This is a genomic window from Paenibacillus sp. J31P316, from assembly GCF_056269105.1.
The window spans coordinates 405,531-418,864 of the sequence record NZ_JBWDNI010000005.1 but is presented as its reverse complement, the minus strand read 5'-3'; the positions used below and the strand labels follow the sequence as shown (position 1 = coordinate 418,864).

Below are 13,334 nucleotides of genomic sequence, written 5' to 3'. Positions count from 1 at the left end.
CCGTAAACGGATCCACGGCTCGCTAGGCTACCTGTCCCCGATTCGTTTCGCAGCTCAGTTTGATAAGAGAACCGGGTCATAGCTGGTGTCTACTTTCTTGACAGAGGTCCACATATCCGTGTATGGGCAGACGCCCTAACCAACCTGGAAGTTCAACAAGCCTGCATGAACGAACCGCATGAACGAACCGCATGAACGAACCGCATGAAGCGACTTGCTGTAAACCAATGGCATGTAGATGCCGAATACGATAAGGCCCCAACAAATTTGTTTTGTTGAGGCCTTGTTTTTATTGGGGGCCTGTTGTTGGGAGAAGGCCTCGAGGTGATATGGCCATTGTCACTCCGCGCTAGCCTAGGAGATGTCTTTCTTCGCCCGATAGTGGGACGGCGAGCTTCCGGTTTGTTGAATGAAATATTTGGTGAAATGAGCGGGGGACGAGAACATCAGCCGGTCGGCGATTTCCTCCACCGTCTGATCCGTCTCCGTCAGCCATTGCTTCGCTTTCTGGGTCCGCAGCTGCATCAAATACTGCTTCGGCGTCATGCCGTACACTTCCTTGAAGCCCTTCAAGGAAGCATCACTTTGCAGGGAAGTTAATATCGGTGCCGGATCGGCGGACTTAAGCGTCGAGATTTCGTCCGATCGGGCTGCTCCTTGCAAACCGTGTCTGTCGTTCTCTTCATGCATAGAAATAACTGCAATTCTGCACTTATTCTCGGCGGCTTTGCTCGAAAATACGGAAATAACTGCAAATCTGCAACTAATCCGCCAACCTCGAGCGTTTTCAGCGATAAATCGATGAAATAACTGCATATTTGCATTTATTTTGTTCTAAGCCCGTTCCGATTTCGGAAATAAGTGCAGATTTGCATTTATTTGAGAAGTTCGAGGGTTAAGGGGGAAGAACTTAGGGCTAGAGTCTGGTGGCTAGTTGGCTGGGGCAAGTGGCAATCGCCCATCATGGAGGGCATCGCAATATGCGAAACGAATAGTAACGGTAGCGGATAGGCGGGCTCGAGCACCGAAATTGAATGAGCCGGCTATTGGCGGCATAAGGTTCACATTGACAGCCTAAGCCCAGCGGCAGATTCCAAGGAGTGATTATCCTGAAATATATCGAATTCGGCATCGGCAATCGCTGGCTGGTGAGAACGGAAACCGAATTAGCGGATGGCACGGAGGTCGAAGAGGCAGGCGTCGTTCGGCCAGTCAAGCTCCATTCCCTATATATCCGCATTTGAATTCGGCAGACGGTGTGGGTACTGGATGTCAGGGAAGGTTTCAAGCGAGCAAGAAAGAATCGCAAGGCGTTCAAGATAATCGTAGGGATTAGCAGTCATTAAGTCATGATTGCGAGTCATCAAGCACCCAGAACTCCGCGCAGATCCTCGATTTATCACAGTACTCTCCTCTCATCCAACACTTCGCCAACCCTGTTACGCAGCCAAAGCCCTTGTATTATCTTTGTGTGTAATTAGGTAATTTTATCCACGATTACGTTCACCCCCGTACCTCGAACTGCTTCCGATAAGCCGAGGGACTCATCGCGGCGGAAGCGGTGAATCGGCGGGCAAAATAAGCCGGGTCCTCGAAACCGACGGCCCCCGCAATATCGGTCACGGGCTTGTCCGTCGTGAGCAGCAGCAGCTTCGCCTGCTCCAAGCGATATTCGTTCAGAAACTCGTTCGGCGATCGGCCATAGACGGCGCGCATGCACCGGGTGATATAGATCGGGTGATAGTTCAGCTCATCTCGCAGCCGCTCATTAGTAATAGACTGCCGGTAGTTGGCTTTCAGCCACGAGGCCGTACGTTCCGCGAGCTTGGTCACCGCCGACTCCGTACGGTCCTGCTGCGCTTCCTTGCACAGACGGAACAGCAGCCGGTGAAAGATCGTTTGCTGCTTCCAACTGCCGGCCAAGTCCGCATGAGCACTCAGTGCAAGCAAGCCTTCGATGTCGGCATAGGTCTCCTGCGGACTCCACAAGGCTGCATACCGCGGCAGACGAAGTTCGTATTGATGGCCGAAGTCGCTCAGCTGTACGTGCTCCGCGGGTTGGTTATTGTCCGAGCCCCACCGGGCAGCGAGCTGCTGCGCGGAGTGGCTACTCGACCCGTTCGACCTGCTCGGCCCGCCCAGTCCGTTTAGTCTGCTCGACCCAGTCGGCTCGCCCCACGGAGACCCGAGTTGAAAATGAATCCAGTAAAAATGCGTCTCCGCTTCGCACGGCTTCGTCGGATAATGGTGCAAATCCGGCCGCAGAATGAGCGCCTGTCCAGCCCCGACCTGCATGTCCGTGCCGGCTTCCCCCATGTACAGCGCGCCGCTTGTCACGACGATCAGATCGAAGACGCCGATCTGCTGCCGCTCGACATGCCGGCTTCCGGGCGGAAATACATCCTGTCCCGCGGTGAGGAAATGGGGCAGCGGCGGAATATGGACGATCAGATCGTTTAGCGGCATCTCCGATTCCTTCTCTCCTGCGAACGTTTCATTCCTTCAAGCCGGTTCAGGCTGAAGAAACTTGATTCATCCTATCGTATTCTCAGCGAACATCCGTGTCAATTCATCTGTTGACGCTGCAGCTTCATGCGGAAGAGACGGTACAGGGAAGATAAACTAGTTTCAAAAGTCCAAGTAATTGTTTCGTTCGTTCCTTGTTCCGTTCTCCGGTGAGCGCTATAGTGGGAGGAAAGAAACAGGAGGCATGCATACACATGAGCGAGAAACTATGGCAGCTCTTCAAAGGCAACTACCAGCAAAACTGCTTGTCTTGGCATCATTCCGAGCATAATCCCGTCATCCCGGCAAGCGGCGATACGTGGCGGAGCGTCTGGGTCGCGAATCCCGATACGTTGACCTTCGGCGGCAGGCAGCTGCTCTATTATCGGGGCAACGGCATCCAGCCAGGCACGGACGGACAGCGCCATGACCGGCTGGGCGTAGCCGAGATCGTCAGCGTCACGCGGAACACCATCGAGCTGCGCGACCTGAATGACGGCGAGCCAATCGTGGACGTCGGCGGTCCGGGCGAGTTTGACTGCAAGGACGTGCTCGATCCCTCCGTGGTCGAGTTCGGCGGCCGAGTCTACGTCTACTATTCCGCGATCGGAGCAGGTCCCGACTGCGTCGGCCTCGCGGTCAGCGAAGACGGCGTGCACTTCGAGAAGGTCGGCAACATCATGGAGGGCCGTGCTCCGGCAGCCATCGTGAATGACGGCTACATCTATATGATCTATCAACTGCTGGAGGATAACGGCTATCGCCTCTATCTGTCGCGTTCGAAGGACGGCATTCATTTCGAATCCGTGTCGGAAGCGCCAATCTTCGTAGGCGAGGCGGGCAGCTGGGACGCGCTGTCCATCGTGACGGCACGGCTGATGCAGGACGGGGATCACTTTTACATGATGTACGGCGGAAGCTCGTACCTGGCGGACGAGCCGGATTTCTTCGGCCTCGCCCGTTCGACGGATCTCTTGAACTGGGAGCGCCATCCCGGCAATCCGATCTTCGGCTGCGGCGCGATGGGGCAGGAGGACGGCGGCGCGATCTGGTTCCCGGCGCTGATCGAGACCGAGGATGCGTTCGTCATACTATACGAGGGCAGCCGTGGCAAATACAGCTGGGACATCTCCTCGCAGATCTGCATGGCGTCGATCCCAAAAGAGTAAGGGTTGGCGTCGAAGCGAATATTGCATCTATGCCTAGACATAATTAAGCTATTGCCGGTGGTTTTATATACGCCGGCAATAGCTTTTTTGATTTTTGACGATGGATGTACGATTTCTTCCGACCGGCGAAGACGCCGGCGATTTTGCCTAGCAGTCCAGGCACCGCCTCCGGCACAGAGCGGGCGTTGCCCTCCGCTTTATAAGAGACAGTAAAACGGAACATCGAAAAGGTAAACCGGGGCAATCCCATCCAACTAATGAAAGCGCTATACTCTTCGTGCAAGCAGATATTATTCGAAGCAAAGGGGGATTTGATCGGGAACTCGGCTTCACTAGGTTGGTCAAAACCTTATACGAGAGGGAGTGCAGGTCATGAGAACATTCAAACGGTTGGTTTCAGCCGCTATCGTACTGATGGTCGCCACGGGATTATTGCCGGCTCGGACACTGACGCAGGCGCCGCATGCGTATGCAGACAATCCGAATCACACGCTGGTAGGCGCCATTCGCTGGGATGCCTGGGTGGGGACGTTGAACACCGACGGCGTCGGCGCGGCGCAGGTCGGCTTGCAGGTGGAGCAGACGCTCGGACCGAACAAGTATCATTTTCGACTGCCGTTCTTCGGGGTGGAGACGGGAACGAACTCCGTCAACGCGCGTCAGCTCACGCAGAGCTTAACGGACCAGGACATCGCTTTCGCGAAGTATGCGGGCATCGACTACTGGGCGTTCTGCTATTATCCGGATGACAGCGGCATGGACACGGCCAGAAATCTGTATGATTCCAGCACGCATAAGAGCGACGTGAAATACACGTACATCCTCGGAACGGGCAGTCTGCCGTCGACGAAGTTCGATTGGCTGGTGAGCAAGTTCCAGGAGAGCAATTACCAAAAGGTGATGGGTGGACGGCCGCTGCTGTATATTTTCGGCGGAACGGGCGGTTACAGTGCCGCGGACATTACCTCGATTCGGAACAAGGCAACCGCGGCGGGGCTTGCGAGCCCATACGTCGTCGTCATGTCCGACAATTCGTCCGGGGCATCGAGTGCGGCTTCCTCGATCGGGGCGGACGCGATCAGCGCCTACAATACGTGGGCCGGCGGTGGCGGGGCTTATTCGGGCTTGATGGCACAAGACCAGTCCAACTGGAACAGCCATAAGGCAACGGGCAAGAAAGTCATTCCGTGGGTGACGACGGGCATCGACACGCGTCCGCGGTACGACCATCCCGTGAGCTGGATGACGGTCGGACCGAACGACTGGGTCCAGACCGCGGCGCCTTCGGAGATCGCGTCAAACCTGACCAACGCGCTGAACTGGGTGGGCAGCAACTCGTCGACGGCGGAAGCGAACGCGGTCATCATGTACGCGTGGAACGAATACGACGAAGGCGGCTGGATCGCGCCGACGTTGTTCGATGGAACGGAACGGCTCGACGCGATCAAGAACGTGCTTCGCCCATCCGTTAATCCCGCGAACCTCGCGCTCGACCGCGAGGCGTACAGCAGCTCTTCGAACTGGGACGCCAGCCAAACGGCGGCCAAAGCGTTCGACGGCAATGGCGCAACCAACTGGCAAGCCGCTTCGGGCTCGGCCTATAACGGGCAATGGGTGCAGGTGGACTTCGGCGCGAACACGAGCTTCAATCAAGTGAAGCTGTCGGAATATGGCGGCCGCACCACGGGGTACCGCATTGAATATTGGAACGGCGCAAGCTGGGCAACGGCTTATACCGGCACGACGATTGGCAGCTCAGCGTCTCCGACGACGGCGACGTTCCCGACCGTGAAGGGTACGAAAGCGAGAATTTATTTTACGGGAGGCAGCTTCACACCGATCCTCTACGAATTCGAAATCAACCGCCAGTACGTCAATCTCGCCGCAGGCAAAACGTACGCCAGCTCCACCAACTGGGACGCCTCCCAAACGGCGGACAAAGCGTTCGACGGTAATTCTTCCACTGACTGGCAAGCGGCACTCGGCTCCGTTTATAACGGGCAGTGGGCGGAAGTGAATTTTGGCGCGAGCACCACGTTCAACCGCGTTGCGCTGTCGGAGTACGGCAACCGGACGACGGGGTACCGCATCGAGTATTGGAACGGAGCGAGCTGGGCGACGGCCTATACCGGCACGACGATCGGCGGATCTGGCGCGCCGACGGCGGTTACGTTCCCTGCCGTGACGGGCACGAAAGCGAGAATCTATTACACTGGCGGGTCCAGCACGCCGATTCTGTACGAGTTTGAAGTGACGAATTAATAATTAAGGAGTGGTCAAGGCAGAAAGCCTGGGGGCGAAGGTAGACTTCGCCCCCAGGCTTTCATTAGTTTCGCGTGGAGCCGAGAGGTTGGATTTTCGAGAAAAGGAGGATGATTAATTTGTCTATTTTATTGTTCACTAATCTGCTAGTTCGGGATGCATGCCGATCAAGGTTTCAAGAAGCCGCAGATGCGGAAAAGGCTCCAACGGCAGATGCAGAGGTAACCGTTCCTTGAATACCGCTTTGCCGCCTGAGTGGAGATACTGTCCCAGCGTAAGTGTTCTTACGTTAATACGTCTAATATCGTCAGGCTTCAAGAGTAGAAGACCATGTGTCTCCATGGCCGGCACGGGAGGTGTCAGAGAAACGGCTAAGTAAATAGGTGTCAGTAATTCGCTGTCTTGTCGTCTACCTACAAGAATTGGCGGGCATTCGTGGTCTGGCCAATCGCCAGCCTCCAGCTCTGGATTGTCGGCAGCTCGATACCAATAGGTGGCAGGCGGCGCGAGGGGCGTTATATGAACGGACGCTTCTTCATAGGCTTCGCGTGATGCGCATTGCCAGCCCGTTTCACCATTCTCCCGATGACCGCCTAGCCTAACGACGCCTAACGTAGTTCCCGACTTGGTAGGTCCCACTTGAAACAGGAAATAACCGTCAACCTTCACATACGCCCCTGCCGTTACTATCCGTTCGATGGCCTCTCCCTCCCAAACCTAATTTCTCCCGCCAAACACAATCACATACCCGTCCAAATCTTTCACCGCAAACTCTTTCCACTGGCTGCTCCCCATCGCTTCAATAAGCGGGGCATACGCAATGATGGCTCCGCTCGCCGCGAATTCCTCGTACAACGATTGGACGCCGTCAAAATCCGAGTACGCGTATGTATCCCAGCTTGTCGGCGGACCCGGCCAGTCGTGAGGGTAATCCATCGGCGAAGGCTTCGCATTGGGCCGAACATCTTCGAGCCTATCGGCTTGCTGGAGCAGGAAGCCGACGCCATCGCGTTCGACATGGTTCCAGCCATCAACCTTGAAACCTAATACATCTTGATAATACGCTCTGGCTTGCTCGAGATTCGAAACCAATCGAACCTGCAGCGCATTCTTGATGCGTGCTTTACCTCGTGCAATTCCATCCTTGTCCAGCTTCCGATCTTCAGCGCGTTCAACCAATAGGATCAGCTCCTTTGTTAATGGCGAGCATCTGACTTAACCGTTGTTGTACCTCCGGCCATTCCTCTTCCAGAATACTGTAAAAAACGCTATCCCGGATATGTCCGTCGTACAAAATTTTGTTTTTACGAAATATGCCTTCTTGCTTGGCGCCGATTCTAAGAATGGCCTCGTTGGAACGCGTATTGCGCAGATCTGCTCTTAATTGCACGCGAATGGTATGTAGTACCTCGAAGCAATAATTCAGTATCAAATATTTGCACTCCGTATTCACCCGCGTGCGCCAAACCTTGGAAGAATACCATGTCCAGCCGATCTCGGCACTGCGGTCCTCGGTTGAAATGCCAAGCACTCGCGTCATCCCGACCAATTGATTCGACTCCTTATCCAACACGACGAAAGGCAAGTCGGTCCCTCGATCCCGGCCTTCCAGCGCTTCCCGGACGTGAGCCGTCATATCCTCCAAACTCTCCATGCGGCAAGGCAGATACATCCACACTTCCGGCCGATCAATGGCGTTGAATAATTGCTCGACATGATCAATATGGAGCGGAAGCAGGCGAACGCGGTCTCCTTCCAGCGTAATCGTATGCAATTCCATGGGTTAGACTCCTCAGTAAAAGGTATGAATCGGTCAGTAGGTGCCTCTAATCAGCTCTCCGAACTCACAATTTCATTGCCGTCACAACCGGTTGGTAATACCCGCTTTCCGCAGGCATCAGCCACGCAATATCCGAGAACCCGACGGCTTGCAGCGCATGGCTCAAGTCATCGCGCAATAAAGCTCTGTACCGGGTCTGGCTATGCTTGGTGATCCACTGCCCATCGGTTTCTTGCAGGATAAAATGGTTGGTTCGGTACGTTCTCGCATCGTCCGCCCAGTCCCATACCTGAAAAACGATCCGTTTCCCGTTATCGAACGTGCGCGGCTCCGAAGCTCTAGGCTTCTCCTGCGCCAGCTCGTCGTAATCTCTCATCGTAAGCAGCAGAACGCCCCCAGGTTTGACTTTGGCATGCATATTGCGCAAGGCGAGCATCAAATCCTCATCCGTCAGCAGATGGGGGACGGCATTATCCGCCGAGAGAACGACGTCAAACTCGCCGGCCACCTCTTGTGCCAACGTACGAAAATCAGCCACGCCGAATGGAATGTCCACGCCAAAAGACGCGGCCTCTTGCCGTGCTCGCGCTACGGAAGCGGGACTCAAATCCGTGCCGCTGACTTGATAACCATGCTGAGCCAGCCCGATCGCTTGCGTGCCGATTCCGCAAGAGCAATCTAGAAGCGAAATAGCCGCGGCGTCGCTCGTCCCGCCGAGCTTCGCATCGATGAGCTTGCTTAACACGTCCCCTTGCCATGCAACCGCACGCTTCCAATCCGCGAACAAGAGATGGTAATCTTCCGTTAGCTCGTCATAGAAATCAAGAACCGACTCGTTCATCCTACTCACTCTCCCATTGCAAAGTGGAATCTTCAAAAGGAAGCGTCGTATTCCCTCCGCAGCATCGACATGACGACCAGCGACTCGTAGCGGTCGCCGACGCGAAGACATTCCCTCAGCATGCCTTCATGGACGAATCCGAGGGACGCGTAAACATGGCGGGCGCGATCGTTAAACGCCTTCACGTCGAGCCATACGCGATGGGCCGATACGGGGCCGAACAGCCAATGCAGCGCGAGCCTTAACGCTTCTTTCCCGCAGCCCCGCTCTTTGGTTTGAACGACGATGCGCTTAATGCAGACGGAACCGTGCGGGTCTTGCAAGCCGGAGAGGATGAGATATCCGATCCGACCTTCGTTCTTATGCGCGATGATGAAATGAGCGCTATCTTCATCTGTTAATGCGGCTAAATGCCGGTCAGGCTCCCATTGCCCGACGTAAGGGGCATTTGCCGGGTCGGACTCGGCAGAGCAGACAAACGGGATATCCTCCGGCGTCGTTGCGCGTAAATGGATAAGACCCGACAGCGAATCGGACATCGGATACGTTCCTCCATTTTAACTTGTCGCTTCACGCTCGCAGCGCGGCGTCCGTCCGCAGCCGGTCCCGGAACTGCTTCGGAGAGCAACCGTTCAGACGGTTGAACAGCTGATAGAAATGTCCCAGGTTGGACATGCCGACGGCGACCGCGGCGTCCGCAATGCTGATGTCGCTCGTCAGGAGCAGCTGCTCCGCGCGCTTGATGCGCTTGAAGACGACGAACGATGTGAAGGTCATGCCGAGCGCCTTCTTGAACGACTTCATGAAATGCGTCGGGCTCATGTTCAGCTGTTCGCTGACCGCCTCGACGGACAGCTTCTCGCTTAAGCGCTCCTCCACGTAGTTGATCGCCGGGCGCAGCCTGTCGTACAGCAGGTGATCATGGTAGTGAAGCAGCTTGCGGCTGTCGCCCCGCAGGAGCAGCAGCAAAATCATCTTGATGCGGGAAGAGACCGCCAGCTCGCAGCCGATCTGCCGATCGTTCATTTCCTTATGGATATCGCGAATCAGCGAAGCGATTGCCGTGCGGGCTTCCCGGTTCTCTTGGAAGATATAATTAAGCGCGCTGAGCGGCCGGATAATCTCTGCAAAATGCATCATGTTGTTCATCGTGCTGTGGTCCCAGTAAGTGCGGAGGTTCAATTGAAAGACAAGGTAGCTGAGCGGGCTGTCCTTCGTTTGCACGGTGGTATGAGGCTCCGCCGAGCCGAACAGGGCAACGTCCCCCTTGCGCAGCGGCAGCTGCTCGTCCCCGTAATAGGCGGTCATTTCTCCGCGGAGAATGAGCAGAAATTCGATCTCGTCGTGATAATTCCAAGCGGGAAAAGGCAGCTTCCGGCCGGTTTGCTTGCTCAGGCGAAGCGCCCTGTTCGTCTCGCGGTCGGAATCGATCTGCCAGATCTTAATGGCGAGAAACGGATTCTGGTAGGCAACATGCTCATGGTAGATTTCGGCTGTCATTAGAGGCTCCTTGGATCCAGGTTAGTCTTCGATCGCGTAAATCCAGTGTAGCACGAATCGGCGGTTTTGCATGCCCGATGACAGGATACCGTAAAAAAAATCCTTGATCTGCAATCGATCCCCGGCGCCGCGTTCCTTATAATAAAAGCTATCATGAATGCCCTTACAGGAGGAACGAGACGAACATGACACAACCAACGATCAACGTCACGATTTGGAACGAATACCGACATGAGAAATTGAACCCGAAGGTAGGCGAAATCTATCCGCAAGGGATGCATGCCGCGATTGCCGAGGGATTGAACGTACAAGGCGAGCTGCGCTTCGCGACGCTCGACGAGCCGGAGCATGGCTTGACCGAAGAAGTGCTGAACGACACCGACGTCCTGATCTGGTGGGGACATCTGGCCCATCACGAAGTGAGCGACGAAATCGTCGAGCGCGTACAGAATCGCGTATTGCACGGCATGGGCTTGATCGTCCTGCACTCCGGCCACTTCTCGAAGATCTTCAAGAAGCTGATGGGCACGGGCTGCGACCTGAAATGGCGCGAAGCCGACGAGAAAGAACGCATCTGGATCGTGAACCCGGCGCATCCAATCGCGGCCGGCCTCGGCGAATACTTCGAGCTGCCGCAGGAAGAAATGTACGGCGAGCACTTCGATATTCCGCAGCCGGACGAGCTCGTCATGGTGAGCTGGTTCGAAGGCGGCGAAGTGTTCCGCAGCGGCTGCTGCTACACGCGCGGCTCCGGCAAAGTGTTCTACTTCCGCCCGGGCCACGAGACGTATCCGACCTACCGCGACGCGAACGTGCGCAAGGTGATCGACAATGCCGTGAAATGGGCAGCGCCGGTCGGCCGCGAGTATCCGAAATACGGCCATGCGCAACCGCTCGAGGAGATCAAAGCGAAGTAATCCGCAGCCGTTCGTCACCGAGCTTAACCGCATGCAATAGCAAGAAGCCGAATGAACCGAAGGCATTCCAGCCGTGCGGGTTCATTCGGCTTTTTGGCGTTCTTGGGCGTCTGTCATGCATGGAAAACATCCTATTTTCAGGAAAAAGTGAGCAAACCTAGCAACTAACCGGCTCCGCCCAGCGTCTTGTTAAAGGTGAAGATAGATCTGGGATATCCTGGCATAGGAGAGGGGAATGATATTGAAGGTGAAGAGATGGGCGAGGATGATTATGGGCGCAGTGACGATGCTGAGCATCGGGCTGAGTGCTTTCGCGGCTCCGGCCGAGGAGGCCCGCGCGGCGGCTGGGGACGAAGGTAATGTTCAGGAGTCGGCTATCGCGAAGGTGTATCGCGTTCGGCACGAAATGAAGTTCGATCTGAACGGAACGCAGGCTTCGCTCGACGGCCATGCCATTCAGCCGGGCAAAGCGATCGTCAAGGAAGGCCGCGTGTTCGTGCCGCTCCATCTCCTGGCGGAAAGCGGAGCAGCCTCCAGCATCCGATGGGATTGGACGAAGCGGGAGACGCGCATTATCATGAAGCCGGAAGTGACGTCCATGCGGCAGGAGGTCGCCTTCCGGCCAGGCCGGGATCAGCTCTATACGGCGGACGGGAAACTATTTGCCGCGATTAAGATTCCGGCGCCGTTCGTACTCGAAGGACGGTCCTACATTCCGGTAAGGGCACTCCCTTGGCTCGGCATAGCCATTCGCTTGGACCATGGGACGATGATCTGGAACTGGTACAGCACGATCATCGCGTCAATGAGGCCTGACCGGATGACGTACCTGGAGCAGGCGACGTTCTCGGTACTGCTCCAGCCGGAGCTGAAGCCGCCCTTGCTGGAGTTCTCGCCAAGCAGCGGCGGCTGGCAGAACTTAACCGGGAAGAGGACGGGCAAGAAAATGATGCTGGACGGCAGAACGTATGAAGAAGTGAGTTATGCCGTCATGCTGAGCCCGGGCAACAATCAACTGCGATTGACGGAGGGAACCGAGAATTTCGCGTATATGAACATCTTGCGCCGCATGGCTCCGGGCGTTACCGTTCCCGTTCCGCTGACGGAGGAAGGCAGGGCGTATCTATCGCTGCGGGAGCCGTCCTCCGGCTACGTAACGATCCGCGAAGGAGACGGGCTGCCGTTAGCGGGAACGATTCTTGGCGTTCAGGCGGATTTTGATCAGCTGTATCTGAACATTAAGCATTACGGGCCCGTTAACGGGGATTCCGACCGTACGGGCAGCATGGAAATCGCGTATGAAACGTCCAGGAGAATCGCGGTAAGGGACAATGCCTTTGCAAGCATGATCGCCCTCGACCAGGGCCTCGGTTATTATTCGGTTGCGCTCTATGGTCCCGATTACCGGCATCTCGAGCAATTCGGATCATCTGCCGTCGCCAAGTGGGTGGAGATGATGGTGATCGTTGAGCCGGCAGAAGCGGACAGCGGAACGGGCGGCGGAGCTCCGGGAACCGGAGAGCAGCAGCCGCCGGCGGGCGGCAAGAGCTACATGGGCTACGCGGACGACGCCGATCCGAATTACGCTTCCGCCGTGAAGCAAGGGACTCCGCTTCCGCCGAGGCTCAGCGAAGGATGGATATCGGAGGATCTGTTGAAGCAGATCCACGGCGTTTCGTTCTTCTCCGGCGAGCGTCTCGGCATGTTGAACGAGGAAGACTACTATTACCTCATGAGCGACTCCAAGCCGCCCAAGATGCTCAAACAACTCAGCCTGACTCCCGATTGGGAGCAAATAGAAGATCAGGGAATGGAACACGGCTTGGGCGGTGCAAACTATTGGATTGTTCGGTTCCATGGCGTCACCTATTTCAACATTTCCGCGCTGGAACGGGAAGGGGTCATCCCCGAAGCGACGACGTGATCCATCGATAGCGACCGCGGCCAGCGTAAGCCGCCCGCCGAATGAACCGAAGGCATGCCTGCGGTTCATTCGGCTTTTTGCGTCAAGACGCCTAATCAGACAGCGGGCAATCAGGTGTTCTTGGAACCGAATTTTATGAATGTTAATATTTTCCATGATTAACTTTCGCTTGCCGTGGTAATAACAACCCATGAATAAGATGACACGAAGGGGGACATGCACATGTTATGGGGCGTATTCGTAATTCTGATGGTACTTTGGCTGCTAGGTTTTAGCTTGCATATCGCGGGCGGATTGATCCATATCCTCCTTGTAATCGCACTGATCGCGCTGATCTATAACCTGGTCGCGGGCAGAAGAAGCCGTTAACCGCATGAATATGAAGATGGACCTGTATCGGCAGATACAGGTCCATTTCTTCGTGTAGCACGGCGCA

Annotated in this window: 12 protein-coding genes and 1 pseudogene; 6 read left to right on the top strand and 7 right to left on the bottom strand. The window is 55.8% G+C overall.

Features of this window, described 5'->3' with window-relative positions; genetic code table 11:
• Window positions 1-354 precede the first annotated feature (354 nt).
• Window positions 355-690, bottom strand: coding sequence for a helix-turn-helix domain-containing protein (locus AC0YNU_RS19275; RefSeq protein WP_475759546.1), 336 nt, complete (start codon window positions 688-690; stop codon window positions 355-357).
• Window positions 691-1,109: 419 nt separating this feature from the next.
• On the opposite strand from AC0YNU_RS19275, the pseudogene AC0YNU_RS19270 reads away from it, so the two are divergent.
• A pseudogene (locus AC0YNU_RS19270) lies at window positions 1,110-1,346 on the top strand (DUF3977 family protein).
• A gap of 157 nt (window positions 1,347-1,503) precedes the next feature.
• On the opposite strand, the gene AC0YNU_RS19265 reads toward AC0YNU_RS19270, so the two are convergent.
• Entirely contained in the window at window positions 1,504-2,466 is a 963-nt protein-coding gene (locus AC0YNU_RS19265; RefSeq protein ID WP_475759544.1) for a helix-turn-helix transcriptional regulator, read from the bottom strand.
• Window positions 2,467-2,720: 254 nt separating this feature from the next.
• Here AC0YNU_RS19265 and AC0YNU_RS19260 point away from each other — a divergent pair, with 254 nt between their 5' ends.
• Together AC0YNU_RS19260 and AC0YNU_RS19255 are read left to right on the top strand one after the other, a co-directional pair.
• The gene (locus AC0YNU_RS19260; protein WP_475759542.1) at window positions 2,721-3,674 is read left to right on the top strand and encodes a hypothetical protein; all 954 of its coding nucleotides are present in this window, start codon (window positions 2,721-2,723) and stop codon (window positions 3,672-3,674) included.
• 372 nt (window positions 3,675-4,046) lie between these two features.
• Window positions 4,047-5,936 carry a galactose-binding domain-containing protein gene (locus tag AC0YNU_RS19255; protein ID WP_475759540.1) on the top strand — a complete coding sequence of 630 codons (1,890 nt, stop codon included), beginning with the start codon at window positions 4,047-4,049 and terminating at the stop codon, window positions 5,934-5,936.
• 717 nt (window positions 5,937-6,653) lie between these two features.
• Here AC0YNU_RS19255 and AC0YNU_RS19250 read toward each other — a convergent pair.
• The 5 genes from AC0YNU_RS19250 to AC0YNU_RS19230 form a co-directional block, all read right to left on the bottom strand.
• A complete protein-coding gene (locus AC0YNU_RS19250) occupies window positions 6,654-7,115 on the bottom strand; it encodes a VOC family protein (protein WP_475759538.1) in 462 nt (153 codons plus the stop codon).
• A complete protein-coding gene (locus tag AC0YNU_RS19245; protein WP_475759537.1) occupies window positions 7,108-7,716 on the bottom strand; it encodes a GNAT family N-acetyltransferase in 609 nt (202 codons plus the stop codon). The genes AC0YNU_RS19250 and AC0YNU_RS19245 overlap by 8 nt, the downstream gene beginning before the upstream one ends.
• A gap of 64 nt (window positions 7,717-7,780) precedes the next feature.
• Window positions 7,781-8,557, bottom strand: a complete 777-nt coding sequence (locus tag AC0YNU_RS19240; RefSeq protein ID WP_475759535.1) for a class I SAM-dependent methyltransferase — start codon at window positions 8,555-8,557, stop codon at window positions 7,781-7,783.
• A gap of 32 nt (window positions 8,558-8,589) precedes the next feature.
• Window positions 8,590-9,096, bottom strand: a complete 507-nt coding sequence (locus tag AC0YNU_RS19235; RefSeq protein ID WP_475759533.1) for a GNAT family N-acetyltransferase — start codon at window positions 9,094-9,096, stop codon at window positions 8,590-8,592.
• Between the two features lie 31 nt (window positions 9,097-9,127).
• Window positions 9,128-10,057, bottom strand: coding sequence for a helix-turn-helix domain-containing protein (locus AC0YNU_RS19230; protein ID WP_475759531.1), 930 nt, complete (start codon window positions 10,055-10,057; stop codon window positions 9,128-9,130).
• Window positions 10,058-10,242: 185 nt separating this feature from the next.
• Between AC0YNU_RS19230 and AC0YNU_RS19225 the strand changes: the two genes are divergently transcribed.
• From AC0YNU_RS19225 to AC0YNU_RS19215, 3 genes are all read left to right on the top strand, one after another.
• Entirely contained in the window at window positions 10,243-10,974 is a 732-nt protein-coding gene (locus tag AC0YNU_RS19225; protein ID WP_475759529.1) for a ThuA domain-containing protein, read from the top strand.
• Between the two features lie 235 nt (window positions 10,975-11,209).
• Window positions 11,210-12,898 (top strand): hypothetical protein, encoded by a 1,689-nt coding sequence (locus AC0YNU_RS19220; RefSeq protein ID WP_475759527.1) that lies wholly within the window; start codon window positions 11,210-11,212, stop codon window positions 12,896-12,898.
• A gap of 222 nt (window positions 12,899-13,120) precedes the next feature.
• A complete protein-coding gene (locus AC0YNU_RS19215) occupies window positions 13,121-13,267 on the top strand; it encodes a lmo0937 family membrane protein (RefSeq protein ID WP_475759525.1) in 147 nt (48 codons plus the stop codon).
• Window positions 13,268-13,334: the final 67 nt, after the last annotated feature.